The 20,925-nt window shown below is 55.6% G+C and carries 21 protein-coding genes, 2 tRNA genes, 1 other RNA gene and 2 pseudogenes; 18 read left to right on the top strand and 8 right to left on the bottom strand.

Features of this window, described 5'->3' with window-relative positions; genetic code table 11:
• The first annotated feature begins 257 nt into the window (after positions 1–257).
• Both hypA and H5U02_03265 read left to right on the top strand, forming a co-directional pair.
• Positions 258–599, top strand: coding sequence for a hydrogenase maturation nickel metallochaperone HypA (gene hypA, locus H5U02_03270; protein MBC7341459.1), 342 nt, complete (start codon positions 258–260; stop codon positions 597–599).
• A 19-nt stretch (positions 600–618) separates the two neighbouring features.
• A complete protein-coding gene (locus tag H5U02_03265; GenBank protein ID MBC7341458.1) occupies positions 619–1,134 on the top strand; it encodes a hypothetical protein in 516 nt (171 codons plus the stop codon).
• Between the two features lie 61 nt (positions 1,135–1,195).
• On the opposite strand, the gene bioB is transcribed toward H5U02_03265, so the two are convergent.
• From bioB to bioF, 5 genes are all read right to left on the bottom strand, one after another.
• Positions 1,196–2,161, bottom strand: a complete 966-nt coding sequence (gene bioB, locus H5U02_03260) for a biotin synthase BioB (protein ID MBC7341457.1) — start codon at positions 2,159–2,161, stop codon at positions 1,196–1,198.
• Between the two features lie 31 nt (positions 2,162–2,192).
• Positions 2,193–3,560 carry an adenosylmethionine--8-amino-7-oxononanoate transaminase gene (bioA, locus tag H5U02_03255; protein MBC7341456.1) on the bottom strand — a complete coding sequence of 456 codons (1,368 nt, stop codon included), beginning with the start codon at positions 3,558–3,560 and terminating at the stop codon, positions 2,193–2,195.
• A gap of 26 nt (positions 3,561–3,586) precedes the next feature.
• Positions 3,587–4,324 carry a dethiobiotin synthase gene (bioD, locus tag H5U02_03250; protein MBC7341455.1) on the bottom strand — a complete coding sequence of 246 codons (738 nt, stop codon included), beginning with the start codon at positions 4,322–4,324 and terminating at the stop codon, positions 3,587–3,589.
• Positions 4,294–5,154, bottom strand: coding sequence for a 6-carboxyhexanoate--CoA ligase (locus H5U02_03245; GenBank protein MBC7341454.1), 861 nt, complete (start codon positions 5,152–5,154; stop codon positions 4,294–4,296). Before H5U02_03245 ends, bioD begins: the two co-directional genes overlap by 31 nt.
• 117 nt (positions 5,155–5,271) lie before the next feature.
• Positions 5,272–6,447, bottom strand: coding sequence for an 8-amino-7-oxononanoate synthase (gene bioF / locus H5U02_03240; protein MBC7341453.1), 1,176 nt, complete (start codon positions 6,445–6,447; stop codon positions 5,272–5,274).
• A gap of 377 nt (positions 6,448–6,824) precedes the next feature.
• Between bioF and H5U02_03235 the strand changes: the two genes are divergently transcribed.
• On the top strand, positions 6,825–8,090 hold the full coding sequence (locus H5U02_03235; GenBank protein MBC7341452.1) for an NAD(P)/FAD-dependent oxidoreductase: 1,266 nt from the start codon (positions 6,825–6,827) through the stop codon (positions 8,088–8,090).
• A gap of 55 nt (positions 8,091–8,145) precedes the next feature.
• A complete protein-coding gene (locus H5U02_03230; GenBank protein ID MBC7341451.1) occupies positions 8,146–8,661 on the top strand; it encodes a 4Fe-4S dicluster domain-containing protein in 516 nt (171 codons plus the stop codon).
• A 105-nt stretch (positions 8,662–8,766) separates the two neighbouring features.
• Here H5U02_03230 and groEL read toward each other — a convergent pair.
• Positions 8,767–9,612, bottom strand: a pseudogene (groEL, locus tag H5U02_03225) (chaperonin GroEL).
• 67 nt (positions 9,613–9,679) lie between these two features.
• Between groEL and hycI the strand changes: the two are divergent.
• From hycI to H5U02_03165, 12 genes and pseudogenes are all read left to right on the top strand, one after another.
• Positions 9,680–10,132: a hydrogenase maturation peptidase HycI gene (hycI, locus tag H5U02_03220; GenBank protein ID MBC7341450.1), complete on the top strand. Its 453-nt coding sequence runs from the start codon at positions 9,680–9,682 to the stop codon at positions 10,130–10,132.
• A 331-nt stretch (positions 10,133–10,463) separates the two neighbouring features.
• On the top strand, positions 10,464–11,006 hold the full coding sequence (locus tag H5U02_03215) for a heme NO-binding domain-containing protein (GenBank protein ID MBC7341449.1): 543 nt from the start codon (positions 10,464–10,466) through the stop codon (positions 11,004–11,006).
• Positions 11,007–11,056: 50 nt separating this feature from the next.
• Positions 11,057–11,251 (top strand): annotated as a pseudogene (locus H5U02_03210) (transposase).
• Between the two features lie 324 nt (positions 11,252–11,575).
• Entirely contained in the window at positions 11,576–12,049 is a 474-nt protein-coding gene (locus tag H5U02_03205) for a nucleoside deaminase (protein ID MBC7341448.1), read from the top strand.
• Positions 12,050–12,080: 31 nt separating this feature from the next.
• A tRNA-Ser gene (locus tag H5U02_03200) sits at positions 12,081–12,173 on the top strand.
• A 183-nt stretch (positions 12,174–12,356) separates the two neighbouring features.
• Positions 12,357–12,448: transfer RNA gene (locus H5U02_03195), tRNA-Ser, on the top strand.
• 14 nt (positions 12,449–12,462) lie between these two features.
• Positions 12,463–12,728: signal recognition particle sRNA large type (gene ffs / locus H5U02_03190), an RNA gene on the top strand.
• Positions 12,729–12,842: 114 nt separating this feature from the next.
• Positions 12,843–14,759, top strand: a complete 1,917-nt coding sequence (gene dnaX / locus H5U02_03185; GenBank protein ID MBC7341447.1) for a DNA polymerase III subunit gamma/tau — start codon at positions 12,843–12,845, stop codon at positions 14,757–14,759.
• Positions 14,760–15,128: 369 nt separating this feature from the next.
• Positions 15,129–15,446 carry a YbaB/EbfC family nucleoid-associated protein gene (locus H5U02_03180; protein MBC7341446.1) on the top strand — a complete coding sequence of 106 codons (318 nt, stop codon included), beginning with the start codon at positions 15,129–15,131 and terminating at the stop codon, positions 15,444–15,446.
• A 51-nt stretch (positions 15,447–15,497) separates the two neighbouring features.
• A complete protein-coding gene (gene recR, locus H5U02_03175; protein MBC7341445.1) occupies positions 15,498–16,097 on the top strand; it encodes a recombination protein RecR in 600 nt (199 codons plus the stop codon).
• Positions 16,098–16,192: 95 nt separating this feature from the next.
• Positions 16,193–16,498 (top strand): YaaL family protein, encoded by a 306-nt coding sequence (locus tag H5U02_03170; GenBank protein MBC7341444.1) that lies wholly within the window; start codon positions 16,193–16,195, stop codon positions 16,496–16,498.
• Positions 16,499–16,582: 84 nt separating this feature from the next.
• Positions 16,583–16,849 carry a pro-sigmaK processing inhibitor BofA family protein gene (locus tag H5U02_03165; protein MBC7341443.1) on the top strand — a complete coding sequence of 89 codons (267 nt, stop codon included), beginning with the start codon at positions 16,583–16,585 and terminating at the stop codon, positions 16,847–16,849.
• Positions 16,850–16,873: 24 nt separating this feature from the next.
• On the opposite strand, the gene H5U02_03160 is transcribed toward H5U02_03165, so the two are convergent.
• Both H5U02_03160 and ccmA read right to left on the bottom strand, forming a co-directional pair.
• Entirely contained in the window at positions 16,874–18,523 is a 1,650-nt protein-coding gene (locus H5U02_03160) for a hypothetical protein (GenBank protein MBC7341442.1), read from the bottom strand.
• Positions 18,524–18,528: 5 nt separating this feature from the next.
• Positions 18,529–19,305, bottom strand: coding sequence for a heme ABC exporter ATP-binding protein CcmA (ccmA, locus tag H5U02_03155; GenBank protein ID MBC7341441.1), 777 nt, complete (start codon positions 19,303–19,305; stop codon positions 18,529–18,531).
• Positions 19,306–19,714: 409 nt separating this feature from the next.
• Between ccmA and H5U02_03150 the strand changes: the two genes are divergently transcribed.
• Both H5U02_03150 and H5U02_03145 read left to right on the top strand, forming a co-directional pair.
• On the top strand, positions 19,715–19,999 hold the full coding sequence (locus H5U02_03150) for a hypothetical protein (protein ID MBC7341440.1): 285 nt from the start codon (positions 19,715–19,717) through the stop codon (positions 19,997–19,999).
• A gap of 283 nt (positions 20,000–20,282) precedes the next feature.
• Positions 20,283–20,909, top strand: a complete 627-nt coding sequence (locus H5U02_03145; protein MBC7341439.1) for a 4Fe-4S dicluster domain-containing protein — start codon at positions 20,283–20,285, stop codon at positions 20,907–20,909.
• The last annotated feature ends 16 nt before the right edge of the window (positions 20,910–20,925 follow it).

The raw sequence follows: 20,925 nt of genomic DNA, 5'->3' as shown, positions 1-20,925 counted from the left end.
CTGCTGAAGGGCCTGATCGAGGGCATAGGGCTGCGGTACGACGGCAGGCCGCTGTCCTGGCGCGAGGAGGCCTGCATGCTGCGCGGGGCCAAGGCCTGCCGCGTGGTCGTGAGGTTCTAGGCGGAATCCTATGGCGGATCGTGGAGCCTGGGCGGGAAAATCTGGAGAGTAAAAAAGGCGGCTACCTGCTACAGGTTCTTTAAAGTTACAAACGGGAAAGCTTGATCTGGCCTCTGGTGATTAAGGAGAGGGATAGGATGCATGAACTGTCCCTTACGGCTGAGTTATTAAAGCTATTGAAACGCGATGCCCAACAGAAAGATATAAAGCGCATACGGAAAGTTAAGCTGGTGATAGGGGCCATGACCTCGGTTTTACCGTCTGCCCTGGAGTTTTCTTTTTACGCGCTTAAAGAAGGACCGTTGTTTGAGGGAGCCCAATTGGAGATAGAGGAAAGGCCCGGGCGGGGACATTGCCAGGATTGCCTGGCGGAAGTTGTTCTGGATAACTGGTATATTATGTGCCCTTCCTGCGGGTCGAGGAGGGTTTCTATAGATCAAGGAAGAGAGCTTTATATTGATTTCTATGAGGGCGAATGAACCCTGGGAGGGATTACCCTTGAAGGGATCACCCTGGAAGGATACCGCCACAGTCATTACTCGATTATTAATGGTGGCAGAACATATAATTCATATTTTAGCAGCGCTCCTGCTCATTATAGCGGCAGTGGGGATCTCTTTTCAGTCACTTATCGAAATTAAAAAGTTTTCCATGGTTACTATGCTTACCCTTATCAGCAACTCGCTCCTCATACTGATTATAAGAGAGGTACTATGGACCATCATCAGGTTTCTAAAAACCCAGGATGTCAGTATCATCCCCTTTGTCCATCTCGGCGTGGTATCAAGTATCCGGCAGATGCTCTATGTTGAAGCCCAAAAATCCACGGAGAAAGTGGACCCGTTTATTTATTTCGGTGAATTGGGAGTAAATGCTATCGTAATTTTAATCTTAATGGCTTCTTTCTATTTGTGGCAGAAGGGGTATAGTTTGAACGTTTTAAAAAAGAGCGGAGGGAATATCGAGGAAAGTAATACTGGCTCCCCAAATTCTTCAGGCCAACCGAAGAGATAGCTCAGCTAAACCGAAAGCCTCTATCCCAAAGACTAACTGTCAACCTGACAGGTTCTCCGCCTCAGCCCACCCTCAACCCCGCCGCGGCAATCATGTCCAGATCTTCCCGGATCTCGTTGCCCCGGGTGGTAAGATAGTTGCCCACCATCAAACCGTTTATAGCCACCGCCAAGGCTTCCTTTTGCTTCTCTCCCAGCCCTGGCTCCCGCCCACCGCAGAGGCGGAAAACGGCCTGGGGAATGATGAGGCGGAAAAGAGCCAGGGTTTTGAGGATCTCCTCCACCGGGAGGCGCTCTTGATCGGCCAAGGGTGTGCCGGGAATGGGGTTTAAGATATTGACCGGCACCGACCGTACTCCCAGTTCCCGTAGCTCAAAGATCATTTCCAGCCTATGGGCCATAGTTTCCCCCAGCCCGATGATCCCGCCGGAGCATACATTTAACCCCGCGGCCCGGGCCGCCCGGATAGTAGCCACCCTTTCTTCAAAGGTATGGGTGGTACAGATCTGGGGGAAGTAGCTCCGGCCGGTTTCCAGGTTATGGTGGTAGGTGGTGACCCCTACCTCCTTCAAACGCCGGGCCTTCCCTTCGTCAATGATACCCAGGGAAGCGCACAGCTCAAGGCGCGTCTCGGCCCGCAGGACCCGGTATATTTCCAGCACCTTCTTAAAGTCCCTTTCCCCAAGGCCCTTACCGCTGGTAACCAGGGCAAAACGTTTCACTCCAAGGGCTTCTATGCGCCGGGCCTTTTCCAGGGCTTTGGGCGCATCAATGAGGGGGTACACCTCCACGCCAGTTTTATAACGGGAAGACTGGGCGCAAAAACAGCAATCCTCGCTGCACAAGCCCGAACGGGCGTTGATGATGGCGCACAGCTCCACCTCCCTGCCTCCGAAACGTTCCCGGACTTGGCGAGAAAGATAAAGAAGGTCCCCCCATTTTTCCTGTGGCCATCCAGCCAGGTAATACGCTTCTTCCCGGGATAAGCCTTCTCCCAAAAGGACCTTTTCTCTGATCTTCTCCCACATTAGATTCTTCCCCATATACCTACCCCTCCGCTCATTTACCGGTTACTACGGCTATAGATTCATAGGTAATCTCTAGAACCCGGTTTAGCTCTTCGTTAGACATGGACAGCACGGGCATGAGGACAATGACATTGCCCAAGGGACGAAGGATGAGCCCTCTCCCACGGGCCTCCAGGATAACCCGGTGACCTATCTGCTCCTTCATAGCATAAGGCTCCTTGGTATCTTTATCCACCACCAGCTCAATACCTACCATCATACCTCGCTGGCGGATATCTCCTACGTGGGGTAAATCCCGAAAGTTCTCCAGACCCCGGCGTAAAAGATCGATCTTAGGTTGTAAGGAAGCCAGCAGGTCTGTTTTTTCAAAGAGCTCAATGCTGGCCAGGGCGGCAGCGCAGGCTAGGGGGTTGCCCGTGTAGGTGTGTCCGTGGTAAAAGGTCTTACATTCCTCCGGCTCGCCCAAAAAGGCCTCGTAGATCTCGTCGGTGGCCAGGGTGGCAGCCAGGGGAAGGTATCCTCCCGTGATCCCCTTGGCCAGACACATTAAGTCGGGAGTTACGTCTTCGTGCTCGCAGGCGAAGAGACGGCCCGTGCGGCCAAAACCCACCGCCACCTCATCGGCAATGAGCAGGACGTTGTACTTTGAGCACAACTCCCGCACCCGGCGAAGGAAACCGTCTGGAGCGGTGATCATGCCCGCCGCCCCCTGGACTAAAGGCTCGATGATGAGGGCAGCGACCTCCTCCCGGTGCTTTTCCAGCAACCCTTCCAGCTGGTTAAGGCAAGCCATCCCACAGCTTTCTCTTTCCAGGCCCAAGGGGCACCGGTAACAAAATGGTGCCGGGGCGTGCAAGCACTCAAAAAGTAGGGGCTTGAAAATGCCGTGGAAAAGAGGTATGCCCCCGACGCTTACGGAGCCAATAGTGTCTCCGTGGTAGGCGTTAACAAAAGAGATGAACTTGGTTTTTCTACGATAGCGACCGCCATCCTTTTGTTGCCAGTACTGAAAGGCTATTTTGAGGGCAATTTCCACCGCTGTGGCCCCGTTATCGGAGTAAAAGACTTTATTTAACCCTGGTGGGGTAATTTCCACCAATTTTTGGGCCAGCAAGATAGAGGGTACATTGGCCAGGCCTAAAAGGGTGGAGTGGGCAATACGATCCAACTGCTCCTTGATGGCCCGGTTTAACTCCGGATGGCAGTGGCCGTGGAGGGTAACCCAGAGGGAGGATACACCGTCCAAATAGCGGTTCCCCTCCACATCAATGAGGTAGCTGCCTTCTCCCTGCTTGATGATCACGGGTTTTTCCCGAAGGTATTGCTGCATTTGGGTAAAGGGATGCCAAACGTACTGCTTGTCCCATTGTTCTAGAAGCGAGGGATCGTAGCTATTCAACTTAAGCACCTCCCCATCGTCTATGCTTAAGGTTTAAGCCAGGGAATCAACTGACGCCAGGAAACGGATTCCTCCACCGCTTCCAAAAGTCCTTCCGCGACCCCGCCTTCCACGCTCACCCCCGTAAGGTGGGGCAGGATACCCAGCACCGGCACGCCGGTCATCCGGGCAATAACTTCGGGGTTGTCCCTTTCAGCGGGACCTAATTCCTGCTGCTTTAAGTTATTAAAAACTATCCCTGCCACTTCTAGCCCAAGGCTTTGGGCGTAAGCCACCGTGAGCACCGTATGGTTAATGGTTCCCAAGCCGATTCTAGCCACCACAATTAAGGGCAAGGAAAGTTCCCGGGCCAGATGGGCCACAGTAAAGTCAGGGCCAGAGAGGGGCACACACAAGCCCCCTGCCCCTTCGATGACGGTTAACTGGTGGCGCAGAAGGGCCCGCCGGCAAAAATCTATTAATTTTTGGGGCTCAACCTTTTCCCCACAAAGTTTGGCCGCCAGGTGAGGAGATAACGCCGGGGCAAAGCGGTAAAGGTTTAATTGGTCAAGGGGCTGGGTAAGGCCAGCTGCCAGGCGGTAAAAGAACGCATCTTCGGGTACTAGTTCCCCGTTTCTAACAGCCGCCCCGGTCTGCACCGGTTTGAGGGCCACGGCGTCAATGCCCTGGTGGCGGAGAACGCCCACTAGACCAGCGGTAACTACTGTTTTTCCTACTCCGGTATCTGTTCCGGTTACGAAGTAGCCCTTTCTGGCATAGTCCATGGGTATTTCTCCTCCAGTATTGTCATAAGGTCTGTTGCTCCTTGCACGGCGCTGATCTGAGCTATCAAAACCGGTTCCTCCTGGAGCCTGGCTATGTATTCCGTAAGATTTACTTCCTGGAGATGGACAAAGAATACCCGCCCTCCTTTAAAGGAAGGGTGCTTCAAATAGGGAATGCGCACATAGCCCAAGCGCCGGGAGGAAACATAACCGGTGGTATAATGGGGGTCGTCCGAACAGCATATTTCGGCCAGGGTCCCGGCCCAGATAACCTTGGAGGCCAGGGCCAGGGCTTCCTTGACCCGGAAATGATCTAACCCCAGCGGCCCCAGCAGGCGCGATAACTCCTTAGCCGCCTGGGGAGTATAATCCAGGCGGGAGACACGCACTCCCCGCCAAGGGTCGGGTTCCAGACGCTGGCCTCTTTGGGCCTCCATAATCACCGCCCCTCTCATGTTCCCTCCGCCAGGCGCAGGCCCCCGGGCGAGTAGCCTTATAGCCTCTTCTATAACCTGCCCTTGCACCCCGTTGACCAAAAGAAGCTGGCGGGCACAGAAGAGCGCCTGCTCGTGATCACTGGCTTTTACCGTTACCAGCGGCAGAGCGGTAATCTGCTTTATCTTAGAAGCTTTCAAGCGCTCGATGCTGATATTTATAAAATCAGGTTCTCCCAGGGCATGGTTCTTGGCCCGAGAAAGCATTTGCTGGACGGTGGAGGCCACCTGCTGCGAGGAAACAATCCTTTCCGCCCCCGATATGTGTTGCCCTCCTTTTTCGTGGGGAGCTCCCCGGGCAGCCCTCATGCGGACGCTATATACCGCTTCCTCCAAAAGAAGTCCCTCCCTCAATTTGCTCCTTAGCCTTGGCCATAAGTCTGGTTAAAGGCCAGGCCGTTAAAGCCGTATAGAGTATCCCGGGCCAGGCGGCAACCAGTAGAACAATTATTTTTAAATGAGGCCCACCCTTTTTCCGGCCCCCAGGAAGGCCTCCAGGGCCCTTTGAATATCTTCCGGTTTGTGGGTGGCCATGACGGTAATCCTTAAACGGCTGGTGCCTTCCGGCACTGTAGGCGGGCGAATGGCCGGCACAAACACGCCCTTTTCCGCCAGGGCTGCCGAAAGGGCCAGAGCCCGGCGGGCTTCCCCTACCATCAGGGGAATAATGGCTGTTTCCGTAGGCAACACCTCAAAGCCCATTTCTTTTAAGCCCCTGTAAAGCTGGCCGACGTTGGCGTGAAGCTGGTCGATAAGGTGCGGTTCTTCTTCCAGGACGTCCAGGGCCGCCAGGGCCGCAGCAACTACCGGCGGGGAAGGAGCGGTGGAAAAGATAAAGCTGCGGGCGCGGTTGCGCAGGTAATCAATTAAAAGGGTATCGCCAGTTACGTACCCGCCCTCACTGCCTAAGGCCTTGCTTAAAGTGCCCATTTGGATGATGCTCCGGCCTTCCAGACCAAAATGTTCCACCGTTCCTGCCCCCCTCTTGCCCAAAACCCCGGTAGCATGGGCATCGTCCACCATGAGAAGGGCCTGGAACTCCTCGGCCAACTGCAACAGGTGGGGCAAGGGAGCTATATCCCCGTCCATACTAAAAACTCCGTCGGTAACGATAAGGCACCTGCGGTATGAGTTGCGTTCCGCCAAGAGAATATCCCTTGCATGGGCTACGTCCCTATGGCGGAAAACCTTAACCGTGGCCCGGCTTAAGCGGCACCCGTCGATTATGCTGGCATGGTTTAGCTCGTCGCTTAACACCAGGTCTCCCCGACCCACCAGGGCCGAAATCGCTCCCAGGTTGGCCAGGTAACCAGAACTAAACACAACGGCATCTTCTGTGCCCTTAAACCGGGCAATGCGCTCCTCCAACTGGCGGTGTAAAATAAAATTTCCGGCGGTCAGGCGAGAACCTCCGCTTCCCGTCCCCCACCTTTCCACGGCCTCTACGGCCGCAGCCTTAACCCGGGGGTGATGAGCCAGGCCCAGGTAATTGTTGGAGGAAAAGAGCAGCACTTCCTGCCCGTTTATGCCTGTTCTGGAGCCAGCGGGCCCCTCCAGGGGTCCGGGTAACTGGCGATAAAGATGGCTTTCCTTTAGTAGCTCTAGTTCTTTTTCTAGAAAACAAACCAAATCTGTTCCTCTCCTGGGGTATTATTCTATGGGATATATTATTCTCTATTGTAAACCTATGTTCCTTCTTAGGTTAACATTTTTCGCGTATGAAAATCGCAGGCCACTAACTCTTTAACCTGTTTAAACCTATACCCGCAGCACTATTTAGGGCCCTAATTTGGAAAAATTTACTTGGAGAAGCCCTTTAGGCTAAAATGTCCCGCATGGGCTGCTTAAAAAATAATGTCAACTCTTTTTAACGTGACGTGTAAACCTAAATTGATATATAGAGTCCTTAGGCCGCCTAGCTCTGGCGGCCTTCCCCCTTTGGCACGCTTTTTGCTAAAATTCTATCAAAAAATTCGGGAGATAGAACCTTGAGGAGGTGGGACAGCTTGCGCTATGTAGTGATAGGCAGTAGTGCAGCAGGAATAGCTGCTCTAGAAACCTTGCGCTCCTTGGGCGGGCCAAAGGCGAAGATTAGCCTAGTCACCCGGGATCCGGGAGAACCCTATTCCCGCTGCCTTTTACCTGACCTGATAGCAGGACATAAGACAGAAAACTCTTTACGTATTCGCCCGTCAGGTATTTACCATAAACTGGGCGTAGAGGTTTTCTCCGGCTTAGCAGCAGTTGAGTTAAAGCCCCGGGAAAAAAGGATAGTCCTGGAAGATGGCCGCGAACTCGCCTACGATTACCTTTTAGTAGCTACCGGAGCTAGCCCGGTGGGCCTGGGAGTCCCCAACGAAGAAGCCCAAGGCGTTTTTACTTTGCGCAACTTGGATGATGCGCAAAAGATCCTGGCTCTTACTCCCGGTATTAAAAGGGCCATAGTAGCTGGCGGGGGGTTAGTGGGGCTTAAGGCTGCTTACGCCTTGAAAAAGGCCGGTGTCCCGCAGGTTACAGTGTTAATAACTAGTTCTCGCCTTTTAAGCCGCCAGTTGGATAACGAAGCAGCAAGCTTGGTAGAAGCGGAACTATCCCAGCTAGGTATTGAGTTTATTTATAATTGCCAAGTAACTTCCTTTGCCACCGACTCTTACGGCCACCTTAAGGGCGTCGTATTAAAGGACGGCCGTGAGCTACCCGCTGATTTGGCTGTAATAGGTAAGGGGGTGCGCCCCAATACCGAACTGGTAGAGAAAGCCGGTGGCAGAGTGGAGCGAGGGATAGCGGTAGACAGCTACCTGAAAACCTCGCTCGAGAATGTTTACGCGGCAGGAGACTGTATCCAGGTAACCGACCGGTTAACCAGGGAAAAAGTAAATTCTGCCCTTTGGACCCTGGCCTCTGAGCAAGGCCGGTATGCTGCGGCCAATATGCTGGGGATCTTACGCCCTTATCCCCTTCCCCTTACCCGGCTTAACAGCGTCCGTTTTGGGACTTTAGGTGTCATCTCCGTGGGACAGCTAGAAGGGCCAGAGGTGCTGTCCAAGTATGACCCTTTAAACCTCTCTTACCGTCGGCTAGTCTTTGAGGGCGACTGGCTGGTGGGCTTTATCTTAGCCGGAAAAGTTGAGGGCGCGGGTATCTACACTGCTCTTATAAAATCAGGCCGTCCGGCCTGGAGTTTGCGTCACCAGCTATTGGAAGGCCAAGTAGGTGGCCTGGTGTTAAATGGGAGGCCGGTAGAGCGCTTAAGGGCCGCGGCGTTGCTGTAAACTCCTAGAAAGAAAATACTCACAGTACAGTATAGGGATATAGGGGGCAAAGAAAATGCCAAAAGAAGTACTGACCAACTTTGACCGGTGCCTGGGCTGTCTATCCTGCAAGCTAGCTTGTGCTGTGGCCCATTCCCGGGAAGGCGATATCTTTAAGGCGGTATTGGCAGGTGAAAGACCCCAAGGTCGCGTATTCGTACACCAAGCAGGAAAGATAAAGTTCCCCTTAAACTGCCGCCACTGCCAGGACGCACCTTGTATCGATGCCTGCATTGCCGGGGCCATGTACAGGAAAGAGGACGGCACAGTGACTAATATGGGCGGAGAACAAGAATGTATCGGGTGTTGGATGTGCGTCATGGTTTGCCCTTACGGCGCAATAAAAAGCGATGAAGAAGGGTTTAAAGCTTTGAAATGCGACCGGGAATGCCTGGACGAGGAAGGGATCCCTGCCTGTGTAAAGGCCTGCCCCACCGGCGCCTTACTTTATACTGAAGTGGATGAATTTAGCAGCCGGCGGCGAAAAAGTTTTCTTAAGCAAGCCTTAAAGCCAAGTGTTCTAACTTTTTAAACTAAGTGTTCTAACTTTAGAACACAGCGCACCCTAATACTTAAGCCGGCGCCATAAACTTACGCCGTGAAAAAAGAAAAAAGTAAAGGAGGATACCCGTCGGGGCATCCGGTCCACGATAACAGAACCTTCAAGCCCTGCGTTGGCGCAGATCTGCCGCAGGGGTTCTTCCAGCGCCCTCTTAACGATCTTGATCCCCACAGCCTCGTCGCCCTCGGCCTTGAGGGTGTCCAACACCGGGATACAGTGCACTAGTGTGGCACCGCCGCCAAGGACGATACCCTCTTCTACCGCAGCCCGGGTAGCTGCCAGGGCATCCTCGACACGGTGTTTCTTCTCTTTGAGCTCGGTTTCTGTAGCTGCACCTACTTTAATTACGGCCACACCACCGGCGAGCTTGGCCAGGCGCTCCTGCAGCTTCTCCCGATCATAGTCAGAATCTGTCTCTTCGATCTGTTTCTTGATCTGGGCTATGCGGCCAGCCACCGCATCTTTGCTGCCATAACCTTCCACGATAGTGGTCTTCTCTTTGCCGATCTTGACCTTCTTGGCCCGGCCGAGCATATTTAGCTCTACGTTCTCCAGCTTAACACCCAGGTCCTCGGAGATGAAGGTACCGCCAGTGAGTATTGCGATATCCTCCATCATGGCCTTCCGGCGATCGCCGAACCCAGGGGCTTTGACAGCCGCGCAAGCTAAGGTACCCCGGAGCTTGTTCACGACTAGCGTGGCCAGGGCTTCGCCTTCCACATCTTCCGCAATGATGAGGAGCGGCTTACCGGTGCGGACTACCTTCTCTAGCAAGGGGAGAAGGTCATTGATGGCCGAGATCTTCTTCTCGTGGATAAGGATGTAAGGCTCCTCTAGTTCACATTCCATGGCTTCGGGGTTGGTCACAAAGTAAGGAGAAACATAACCCCGGTCGAATTCCATACCTTCCACTACTTCTACGGCTGCCTGCTCCAGCTTCTCCAAGCCATAGGAAAAGAACCGGCCATATACCTGGTGGTGAGGCTAAGTGAAGGGGCTAGTGATTACTGTGGGCAACGAGCTGATGGGCGATGATGGAGCCGGCCCGTTGCTGGCCCGACTCCTAGAACAAAAATGCCTCCCCGGCTGGGAGGTAATTAACGGCGGGTCGGTGCCGGAGAATTGCCTGCACCAAGTGCGCGATCTTAAACCAGAAGCGGTGGTGGTAGTAGATGCTTGCGAAATGAACTTGCAGGCCGGGAGCATACGGCTCCTTTGTGAAAGTGATATTGCTTGTGAGTTTATTTTGTCCACCCATCGGTTACCTTTGTCATTCTTCATCTCAGCCTTGAAACAACTAGTTCCGGAAGTCTATTTTGTCGGTATCCAGCCTGCGGTAGTTGCCTTTGGTTTGCCGGTGTCTCCCGAAGTAAGGCGAGCTGTTGAGACTGTGTATCAGAAGTTGCAAACGGGAAAGCTCGATTTTCCGTACCTCGGGTGATTAGGGAGTAAGGAGTGCCTGCTCGAGGCTCCGGTTCGGGAGCAGGAAAACGGGGATCTGAGGATTGCCGATGTCCTCTCCGGCGGGTTCCCAGGCCTGGAGGACGCGGTGTTAGCCAGGTAGACCCTGGGTAAAACTGGGTAAAATCCCAAAAAGGTTCACGGGGATCGAGGGCCGGGCGGTCTTCATGCTGGTCTGGGGCTCCAGCCGCGTGGAGATCGCGGCGGCTGTAGGGAAGGGCGCAAGTCCGTGGACAACCTGGAGGGCCAGGCATAAGGCTGCCGGGACCTGGGCCAAAGGACAGTTTTGACAAACTTCAGGAGGGGGAAGGGTGAAGATGAAAGGCATTATCTTTTCCGTGCTCAAGGAGTACGCCGGCAACCGGCACGGCGACGGGGGAAGGGAAGCCTTCAGGAGGGCGACCGGGCTGACGGCGCCGCTCGCCACTTCCGACTACCCCGACCAGAAAGTGGCGGCGGCCGTGGGGGCGCTGGCCGAGCTTTCTGGCAAGAAGCCTGAGGAGGTGCTGGCCGATTTCGGCCGCTACTTCGTGGCGGAATCACCATTAGTGCAAAAGACCTACGCGGCATATTATAAGAATGCCAGGGATGCTAGGGATTTCCTGCTGAAGATGGACTCGGTCCATGTCCAGGCCACCAAGACCCTGCCGGGCGCCGCGCCCCCGCGGTTCGAGTACGAAGACCGGGGCAACGAACTGGTGGTCGTCTACCGCAGCGAGAGGAAGCTCTGCCCGCTGCTGAAGGGCCTGATCGAGGGCATAGGGCTGCGGTACGACGGCAGGCCGCTGTCCTGGCGCGAGGAGGCCTGCATGCTGCGCGGGGCCAAGGCCTGCCGCGTGGTCGTGAGGTTCTAGGCGGATCCTGCGGCGGACTCACCTAACTGCCAGAGGGCGATACCGTTCTGGGGCGCAAGACCGAAGTCAAGGACGAGTGGATCGCTGACCTTTTGCGGCATGGGTTGCTGCGTGGTAGCTTTGTCCCATCGCGTGCGCAGCGGAAATTAAGGGAACTTTTGCGCTACCGCCGGAGCCTCATTGAGGAAGAGTCCCGGGAGGCTAACCGCATCCAGAAGCTGCTCGAAGGGACCAGCATCAAGTTAGACTCTGGCGCGCGAGCCTGCTCGCTTGGCTCGACGACCGGGAGCGCCAGGGCTGCCCCCAGGAAGAAGGCGGCCCACCGGTTGGGATTCGCCGGCTGCCCCAGGCATCAAATTCTCTTGCGCTGCCCGCGCTGGCGTGGTATTATAACTATTGCTCCGGCAGGGCTCCCGGTTTGGTCATGCTTTTAGCAGCGAAGCTGGTTTTTTGATGGGGATCACTTTTGGGAGCAGATTAGGTTCGAGTCCTCTCGGGCGCACCCCTTTTAAGTAAGATGCTTTGTAGATCAGGGACCGCGAGTGAAGCGATTGAATCATGAGTACTTTATGAAACAGGCTCTGCTGGAAGCGGAAAGGGCGCTAGCGCTAGGGGAAGTTCCAGTCGGAGCCATATTAGTCTCTGGAGACGACATTCTTGCCCGAGCTTATAACCTGAGGGAGACCATCAAGGACCCTACCGCCCATGCGGAGATCCTGGCTCTGAAGCGAGCGGCAATGATCCTGGGCAGATGGCGCCTCTCCGATACTACCATGTATGTCACCCTGGAGCCATGCCCCATGTGCGCTGGTGCCCTAGTCCAAGCCCGGGTGCCGGTGCTGGTGTTTGGGGCCATGGATCCCAAGGCTGGAGCGGCCGGCTCGGTGCTTAACCTGGTACAGAGCCCGGCCCTGAACCACCGCATGGAAGTGATCGGCGGCATATGCGAAGAGGAGTGCCAGGGGCTGATGGACCAGTTCTTTGCCCACTTGCGAGACAGGGGCTTGCGGTCAGAACCCTCGCGATCGGTTAAAAACGTGTGACAACTGGCCAAAAGGATGCTACAATAAGAGCGGAGAGATGGCTGAGTCCGGTTGAAAGCGCTCGACTCGAAATCGAGTAGGCGGGTTAAACCCTGCCTCGTGGGTTCGAATCCCACTCTCTCCGCCCGACTCAGGGTGGTAAGCCGGGAAGTCCGCCGGAGCTTGAGAACTGAGCGCTAGTTTGGCCCGCGAGGGTTTCCGGAGCCAGCGTAAGCCAAAGCGGGCTGAAAAGTGGGGATGCGCTAGGCCAATACCCGGTTGTGTTAAGTAATTGTTTTTGGTATATTGTTAAGTAGGTAGACCAGACGGAGAGATGGCTGAGTTGGTCGAAGGCGCTCGCCTGGAGAGCGAGTAGGCGGGTTAAACCCTGCCTCGTGGGTTCGAATCCCACTCTCTCCGCCTTTTATTTTTGGCCGTGCTAGACGGGGAGGTAGCGGTGCCCTGTAACCCGCAACCCGCTATAGCGGGGTCGAATTCCCGTCCGAGGGTATGGCTTGTAGGGTCTGCCTCGGGTAAGTAGTGAAGATGGCTGGGTCCTACGCGGCGAAGCCCCATGAACCCCGTCAGGTCCGGGAGGAAGCAGCGGTAAGTGGCAAGCTTCGGGCGCCGTAGGAGCGCCTGGCCGGAGCCAACTGCCCGGGTAACGCCTGGAAGTCTATATTCGGAGACGGGTGCACGGTCAAGTTTTACTTGAGAAATCTTTATCAAGCGGGGAGTTCCCCGCTTTATGTATAATTTAGGTACAAGCAGCCGGCCGCTAAAAGGCTGCGAGGCTGGCTTGCGAGGTGTGCACATGAGCTATACTGCCCTTTACCGTAGCTGGCGGCCCCAAACTTTTAGCCAATTGGTGGGCCAGGAACACATTAGCCGTACCTTAAAAAATGCCTTAGCCCAGGGGAAAGTGGCCCACGGGTACATCTTTTGCGGCCCCCGGGGAACCGGGAAAACTAGCACTGCCCGTATCCTAGCTAAGAGCGTCAACTGCCATGCACCGAAGGGCGGAGAACCTTGCAACCAGTGCCCTTCTTGCCGGCGCATTAACGATGGCGCTTCCATGGATGTAATTGAGATTGACGCGGCTTCCAACCGCGGCATCGATGAGATGCGGGACCTGAGAGAAAAAGTGCGCTTGGCTCCGGCCCAAGAGCGGTTCAAGGTTTATATCATCGACGAAGTGCATATGCTGACTACCGAAGCTTTCAACGCTTTTCTCAAGACCCTGGAGGAACCTCCCCAGCACGTGATCTTTGTATTGGCCACTACTGAGCCCCATAAGGTTCCCGCCACCATTCTCTCGCGCTGCCAGCGCTTTGATTTTCGCCGCTTGGGGTTCGGCGCTATCCGTTCCCGCTTGAAGGACGTAGCCTTGGCCAGCGGCGTCAAGGTAACTGATGGCGCTTTGAAGGTCCTGGCGCGAGCGGCGGGGGGCAGTCTACGGGATGGGTTGAGCATGCTGGACCAGTGCTTAGCCTACGTGGGCGGTGGGTCGGGGGAGGCTCTAGACGAAAAGCAAGTAACCGAAGTCTTGGGGATGCTAGATGAAGAGAGGCTTTTGGCTTTGGGCCAAGCCCTGGCCGAGGGGGATGGGGCCAGGGTGTTGGAGGTCCTGGACGAAGCTGCCGAAGCGGGCAAGGATCCCCGCCAAATGGCCAAGGACATCGTTAGCTACTTTCGCTTTCTATTGCAGCTCAATTTGACCGACAAAAGGAGGGGCGGATCACCCGGTGCCTTTCGGGAGCAGGCCCGGCTCTTTACCCCCGATCGTATAATCGCCATTATGCGCTCGGTTAGCGCCGCCGAAAGCGAGATGCGCTGGTCCGCCCAGCCCCAGGTGATTTTGGAAGTGGCGCTGACCGCCTGTTGTCGACCCTCGCCGGAGATGGGGACCCAGGGGGGATCCTTAGAGCTGTTTAACCGCATTCGGGATCTGGAGAAGCGGGTGGAGGCTTTGGAGCGGCTGTTGGCCCGTTCGGGGCTGCGTCAAGACGGTGGCGACAAGGCCGGTGGTCCGCCTGGGGAGCGGGCCGAAACCCAAGCTAAACCAAAAGTCCGGGCGGCGACGGGCACCGTTCCGGCACCACCGCCAGCCATGATAGGTCGTGAGGAAACAGCGGCTGCTGCCTCGGGCTCGGGGGTGAGCGCTGAGCCAACCGCGGCCGCTCCCCGGGACGCTGCAACTGCAGTAGCGGCTTGGCCTTTGGCTGCAGCCGAAGATGAGACTGAAGCTGAGGCTCAAACTGGCGCTGAGGCTGCAGCCTACCCCCTAGCTGGGGCTTACCAGTTGCCGCAAGGAGTTGAAGATCTAAGGTCCAAGTGGCCGGAGCTGATTGCCATCCTGGAACAAGATGCCAAGCTGCGGCGGGGGTTGATCGCGATTTTAGAGGGCAGTGAGCCGTTGGATTATAGTCCTGATCTCTGCCGGATTGGCTATCGTGGCGGGGGTGCCCTGGCCGAGAAATGGCTGGAGGACAAAGACTTTCATTTAGCTTGGCGGCAAGCCTGGTCCCGGGTGTGGGGGGAGAAGACGGTTCCAAAGCAGTTTGCATTTGAACGCTTGGCCGAAGCTTCCGCTCCTAGCCCCAGACCTCTTCGGAGCGGCGCTTCCCAGCGCAACTTGGAGGATATTTGGTTGGAAGAGGCCCAGAGGATTTTTGGCGGTACCATAGTCTCATGGCCGCCCAAAGGGTGGAAACCTGCAGAAAAGCCATAAAACCCGTGCTCTGTGGGCGGTACCACGCGAAGGATTACGGAGCGGAGGATTAGCGGGCCAGCACATGGAAGTAGATGGTATTTCAGGTGCATCCGAAAGAAGTATGAAAATGGCCGGGGATGCTGGCGTAAGGCGACTTTGGGCGAGCCTTGCGAGCCGTTGGCGAGACCGAGACCGGAGGCGGGGCCGAGGACAGGACGTCCGAGGCCGGCCTCTTGAGACAGGATGTCGAATTGGCCGGGAACCCCGCCGAAGGGCGAGGGGGAGCCATACGGATCGCTGGCGAGGCCAGTCTTTCGCCAGCGCCAGCGCCCTGGCATGGCAAATGTTGCGGAAGCATCGTATTTCATAAGGGGAGGTATGGTTGGCATGGGTATGAACATGGGCAAAATGATGAAGCAGGTCCAGAAGATGCAGGCCCAGATTGCCAAGCTCCAGGAGGAGCTAGCCCAAAGGCAGGTGGAAGCTACTGCTGGGGGCGGGGTGGTAAAGGCGGTGGTCAACGGTAAGCAAGAATTGGTTTCCATCACCATTCAACCGGAGGCGGTGGACCCCGAAGATGTGGAGATGCTCCAGGATTTGGTGGTAGCAGCAGTCAATGAAGCTTTGCGGCAGGCCCAAGAGATGGTGACTAAGGAGATGGCCAAGATTACCGGTGGGCTCAACCTCAACCTGCCCGGCTTTTAGATCCTGGCTTAAGGTTTCACCTTGACGGCGTTTGGGAGTGCTCGATACAACATGTCTAGTTTTGCGGGTCCAATTGAAAGGCTAATTAACGAACTCAATAAGCTTCCCGGGGTAGGACCAAAAACCGCCCAGCGGCTGGCCTTCTATCTTCTCAAGATCCCAGTTGAGGAGGCCCGGTCCTTGGCGCGAGCAATTATTGCTGCTCGGGAAGAGGTGAAGTACTGCTCCATTTGTGGGGATCTGACTGACGTTGACCCCTGCCGCATCTGCGCTGATCCCCGCCGGGATCATGGCGTCATCTGCGTGGTGGAGGATTCTCAGGATCTGGCTGCTTTGGAGCGGAGCCGGGAGTTCAAGGGGGTCTACCACGTCTTGCAAGGGGCCATTTCTCCCATGGACGGGATTGGACCCGAGGAGCTTAGAATCAAGGAATTGTTGGACCGCATCGCCCAGGGGCAGGTCCAAGAGGTAGTGCTGGCCACTAACCCCACGGTGGAGGGGGAGGCCACCGCCATGTACTTGGCCAAGCTCTTAAAACCCTTAGGCCCCAAGGTAAGCCGCTTAGCCCATGGTCTGCCTATAGGTGGCGACTTGGAGTACACCGATGCGGTTACCATTGCCAGGGCATTAGCCGGTCGCCGGGAACTATAGAATTAGGAAATTTTTGGACGAGGCCATCATAAGATCTACCAAGGTTACTCCGCAGGGCCAATAGCTTTTTGGGGTTGGGCCTAGGGGCGGGTGAGGTGGGAATTATGATGGCTCAAGAATTTTTTGGCGAGGAAGAGCCGTTTTCCCTGGTGGAGGCCATTAGCCGGGCCAAGCAGGATTGGGAGGCGGCCAAAATGCTGTTCCGGGAAGTTACCGAGCCGGAATTAATTGATTTTGCCATTTACCAAATGGAAGCAGCCGAGCGGCGTTATATGCACCTATTGCGCCGGGCGCGAGAGGAAGGGGTTTCGGGGTGGTCGCGCCCAGTAGTTAGCTCTGAGGGCACCAAAGCAGGTTTGGGCAAATGGTTCAGCCTGGATTGGTTGAAGCGGCAGCCCTAGGTGCATGACCCCGGTGGCAAAGGATAAGCTTTGCAGTTGGTATCAGGACAGGGCAAAGGGAGAAAGGTTAAAGGGTGATAGGGCATGGCGCAGGCAGTATTTGGTGTGGCCCTGGTCTTGATTTTGGTCTACATCTTGGGACAACTGCTCTACATTTATCGGCGCTGGGTATTTCGCGCCCTTAGAGTTCTCCTCTATGGAGCCATACTGGTCGGAGGGTTTGACCTGTTGGGGGCCGCTTTGGGACTCAGTCTGTTTTTGCCCCTGAACCTGGTCACTACCGCTATCGCCGGCCTAGGAGGCCTCCCTGGCCTTGGTCTTTTGGTAGCCCTTAGGCTCCTCGTAGCTTAAAGGTCCTGGAGCAGCGTTTTCATATTATTCAGTACTTCCCGACCGGTAAAGCTGGATGCAATATTTAAGAAGAACCCCGCTTATTCCCCCCGCCAAGGCTAAGGATATGGTGCCGGTCAGAAGTTCAGGGTAGCCGGCCCGGCTTAGGGTGGTGGCAACGGTATAGATGAGAAACCAGGACCCACCTGTTAGGATGGTGCCGGCTCCGCCTGAGGGTAAGGCCAGCCGCCAGAACTCCACTCCGTTTTGGTTTAAAAGCAGATCCAGCGCCCAGGCCAGGGCCAAGATGGCCAGCAAACCTGGCAAGGCCAAGCTTAAGGCCGGCATGGCCCCCGCCCATGTTCCCGAATGGGCAAGCCCAAATTGGGCCCGGGTTAGAACCAAACTCAAGGGCCAAGCCCAAATGAGCACGGATAGGTAGGGAAGAGCAAGCTCAGCCAGAATGGCCCATCTGGCCCGGATGGGCAGACCAAAAAGGTATTCCTCATGGCCAATATCACCTTTAAAGGGCCCGGTGAGCATTTGCCCGCCCAGTACCAAGGTTGCTAAGAGAATTAGCGGCAAATTTTGGGGTTGGACCATTCCCACGGTTGCCAGGGAAATCAATAGCCCGCTGAAATACAGCCCTTGTATGAGCCCGGAGATCCAGCCTCGCCGCCAACGTACCAGCACAGTTTTGGCCAGCAGGGCCCAGGCACCCCGCCCGCCCAGAAAACGGTGCGACCAGGCCAGGTTTTTGCGGGACAGGCGGTAAGCGCTCAGAAGTTCGGTGGCTGCGGCCCGATTGTGCCACTGGCGGATTTGAGCTACGGCAGCGGCCATCCAGCTTTCTTCAGCTACCCAAGCCAAGGGCAAGCGCCTGTACAGCCTGTGGGTAAGCCAAGAAGAGGTCAGGAACAAAGCCAACAGCGCTCCCAGCCGCATGGCCATGGCGGCCCAACCAGCGGGTGGGTAGAGCATGGTGACCACAGCCGCTGCCAAGGGCCAGACTAGGATTCTTAGGGTCGAATAAATATAGTTGGTCCAGGGCGGGTAGAAGCCAGCCAGGCTGAGCGCTAGGGGTAGCCAAACTAAGATCCTAGGAGCTACCGGGGCAGATCCTTGCTTGAGGCGGGGAAGGTTTAGCAGCCGGGACCAGGTATACAATACTAAATGAGCTAGGCCAAGGGTGGTGCCAGCCCCAACCGCCCGGGCGGTAGTAAACCACCCTCCCATGGTGCCGGTAACCGTTGCTAACCCGATGCCGGCTAGCCAGATAACCCAGCCGTAGCGCAACCAATCCAGGATCAGCCTGGCTACTGCGTAGGTGGACAGGGAAAAAGGACCGGGTGCAGCCAAGTAAAGCTCGGAGCTGGACAAGGTAAAAGCTGGGCTGGTTGCTGAGCGGTAAAGGTGGCAGGAAAGGGTTCCGCAGCCGCCCAGCCAGAGGATGGACATCAAGTTTGCCGGTGGTAGCGACACTTGGCCGGCATAGAGGCGCAAGGTGCCAAAAAAGAGCACCAGGGCCACCATCAGCACGCCGGTAAGGATGAGAGCCACATAAATGAGATAAACGGTAGATAGAAGGCTATGGTCGCTAGGATCTTGCCCTACTAAAGTTTCAAACCAATGCCAGCGCTCCCGCCAGCGCATTTTTTCCCGGAAGGCTAAGGCTTTTATCGTGGAATCAGCCATAAGGACTATTCCTCCCCGGAATCGTTATCATCTTCATATTGCTGGGGCTCAGTTAGGAGCGCCCTGTAGGCTACTCCCAGGTCTACCTCTGGGCCCACGCCAGCAGCCCTCCGCAGCTCTCTGGCACTTCCGGAAAACTTGATTTCTCCCCCAGATAGGATCAAAAAGCGAGTGCATACTTCTTCGGCTAGAGCTGCCTGGTGGGTAGAAAGAAGAACCGATTTGCCTTGGCCAGCGGCCTCGGCCAAAGTGGCTTTTAATATGTCAAAAGCCTGGCGGTCCAGGTTGGCGGTTGGTTCGTCCAGGAGCATAAGCTTCCAGGGGCGGATCAAAGCGCAGCAGATTGCCAATTTCTGGGCCATACCTCGGGATAACTGAAAAGGCAAGGCCTGGTGCTGGTCGAGTCCGTAGAGCTCGAGCAGGCGCTGGGCCTTACTCTTAAAGTCAGCCTGGTCTAGGCCGCAGGCCAGGGCTACGAACTTCAGGTGTTCAAAGACCGTCAACTCTTGGAAAGGGCTGGGAGTGTCGGGAACGAAAGCTAACGCCTGCTTGGCCTTAAGCTCTTCTTGGTGGAGGTCGTAGCCGAAAACCCTAATCCTCCCATGGTTGGGGCGGAGCAACCCAGCTAGGCAACGAAGCAAAGTGGTCTTCCCAGAGCCGTTGGGGCCGAGGATGGCTACCGCTTCTCCCACTGCAACTCGAAAGGTAATTGCCCTTAAAACCATACTCTTCCCATAACGTTTAGACAAATGGTCGACTTCCAGAGCTACCGGTTCGGACATAGCCTTTATCTGCCTCCAGCCTTAAGCGCTACTCACCGTATTCTAACATAGTTGTCTCCGAGTTTTCCCAGTTTGCAGTCATTTGCCCGAGGGGATATGCCAGTGCTTGTACCTGGGTTATCCGTAGTTTCGCTGGGGAGGCCTGCTCTGGCTTGAAAGCCGAGCGACTAAACCCGAGCGAGCGTAAGCCAAAGCAGGCTGAAAAGTGGTGATACGCCAGTGCTGGTACCGATTGATCTTGGATGGGCGGTGGCATATGATAGAGAGGACTAGAGAAAGGAGCTTTGCCGCTCCATGAGAGCGGGAATTGTCAGGTCAGGCAGTAGGATAAACGGTAGGGGGCTAGATGGCTGGTTTCGCAGGTGCCGGGGGAATGCATAGCTATAGCTAGGCGGGGTAAGTAGTTAATATGGGTAGGGACAGAAAGGGGGAGGAGACGGTGGTGGAAAAGTTGCATCATAGTTCTGGCTTCTTTCTTGGCCAGGGAGGGCTGCGGATCTACTATCAAGGTTGGGTCCCAGAGAAACCCGTGCTGGCGATAGTGTTGGTACAGTTCCAGCGGGCCATGCAACAAGCCAGTCAAAAGGCGGCCGATCTAGCGGTGCCGAGCCTGTTCTTGCAAGGCGATGCGGACCTGTTGGTGGACCCGGAACCAGACGGTGGCGGTGTACAATCGGGTGAAGAACCCCGATAAGAGCCTACGGATATACCCAGGCTACTATCACGAGCTATTTAACGATCCAGGTAAGGGCAAGGTGTTTCAAGATATGCTGGACTGGCTTACCGCCCACGGCTGGCTATGAATGGCTGTGCACTTACCCTTCTGCCTGCATAGTATAATAAGAAATGCTTGCCAGCAAAATCAGAATCTTAAAATTACAAGCGAGAAGGTATTGACGCATTGATAGCGAAATTATAATCTCAATAAAAGAATAAATCGACCATGTAGAGTTCCTAGAGAACCTGGAGGTGAGGGGATGGCGACCGCAATTACCTCCTCACCGGCGACGCCAGAAAAGATAACGCCGGGAGTAGGGTCTGGATCCCTGTTGTCTCTTGCCAGTTGGGTTGAAGCCCAGACCGGCCAGCCGTTTTGGCGCTGCTACCAGTGCCGTAAGTGCAGCGGTGGCTGCCCGGTGGCTTTCTCCATGGATATTTTGCCCCACCAGATTATCCGTTACCTCCAGCTAGGGTTGGGATCAGAGCTTTTGTCCAGCCAAAGCATTTGGAATTGCACCGGTTGCCAGACCTGCAAGTCCAGGTGCCCCAATGGGATTGATATCTCTGCCCTGAACGATGCCCTAAAGGTTAGGGCCTTGGCCCAAAAACCCGCCTTGGACGGCCAATCCCAGGCAGTGGCCACCTTCCACCAGACTTTCCTGGATTCTATTCGCGGCAGCGGTAGGGTAAACGAGCTTTTCATGCTGCTTACCTATAAGCTCAAAACTCGCAACCTTTGGCAGGATGTGTCTTTAGGGCTGGCCATGTTGCGCCGGGGAAAGCTCCGGATTTGGCCCCAACGGATACGCGGGCGGGGGGAGATCAAGGAATTGTTTAAGCGTAGCCGCCTAAAGCCACCTGGCGGGCCGGCCGCTCTACCATAAGCAGGTCGCCTTGCCC

It is taken from the genome of Clostridia bacterium, from assembly GCA_014360065.1.
GTDB lineage: Bacteria > Bacillota > DSM-521 > Neomoorellales > JACIYF01 > JACIYF01.
The sequence above is the reverse complement of the archived record's forward strand: the minus strand, read 5'-3'. Positions and strand labels throughout refer to the sequence as shown.

Bases quoted from the DNA above. Each gene is read 5' to 3' on its own strand.
- hypA (MBC7341459.1), top strand. From the start codon at position 258: ATGCATGAACTGTCCCTTACGGCTGAGTTATTAAAGCTATTGAAACGC.
- bioB (MBC7341457.1), bottom strand. From the start codon at position 2,161: ATGTGGGAGAAGATCAGAGAAAAGGTCCTTTTGGGAGAAGGCTTATCC.
- bioD (MBC7341455.1), bottom strand. From the start codon at position 4,324: ATGGACTATGCCAGAAAGGGCTACTTCGTAACCGGAACAGATACCGGA.
- H5U02_03230 (MBC7341451.1), top strand. From the start codon at position 8,146: ATGCCAAAAGAAGTACTGACCAACTTTGACCGGTGCCTGGGCTGTCTA.
- H5U02_03205 (MBC7341448.1), top strand. From the start codon at position 11,576: ATGAAACAGGCTCTGCTGGAAGCGGAAAGGGCGCTAGCGCTAGGGGAA.
- dnaX (MBC7341447.1), top strand. From the start codon at position 12,843: ATGAGCTATACTGCCCTTTACCGTAGCTGGCGGCCCCAAACTTTTAGC.
- H5U02_03180 (MBC7341446.1), top strand. From the start codon at position 15,129: ATGGGTATGAACATGGGCAAAATGATGAAGCAGGTCCAGAAGATGCAG.
- recR (MBC7341445.1), top strand. From the start codon at position 15,498: ATGTCTAGTTTTGCGGGTCCAATTGAAAGGCTAATTAACGAACTCAAT.
- H5U02_03165 (MBC7341443.1), top strand. From the start codon at position 16,583: ATGGCGCAGGCAGTATTTGGTGTGGCCCTGGTCTTGATTTTGGTCTAC.
- H5U02_03160 (MBC7341442.1), bottom strand. From the start codon at position 18,523: ATGGCTGATTCCACGATAAAAGCCTTAGCCTTCCGGGAAAAAATGCGC.
- ccmA (MBC7341441.1), bottom strand. From the start codon at position 19,305: ATGTCCGAACCGGTAGCTCTGGAAGTCGACCATTTGTCTAAACGTTAT.
- H5U02_03150 (MBC7341440.1), top strand. From the start codon at position 19,715: ATGGGTAGGGACAGAAAGGGGGAGGAGACGGTGGTGGAAAAGTTGCAT.
- H5U02_03145 (MBC7341439.1), top strand. From the start codon at position 20,283: ATGGCGACCGCAATTACCTCCTCACCGGCGACGCCAGAAAAGATAACG.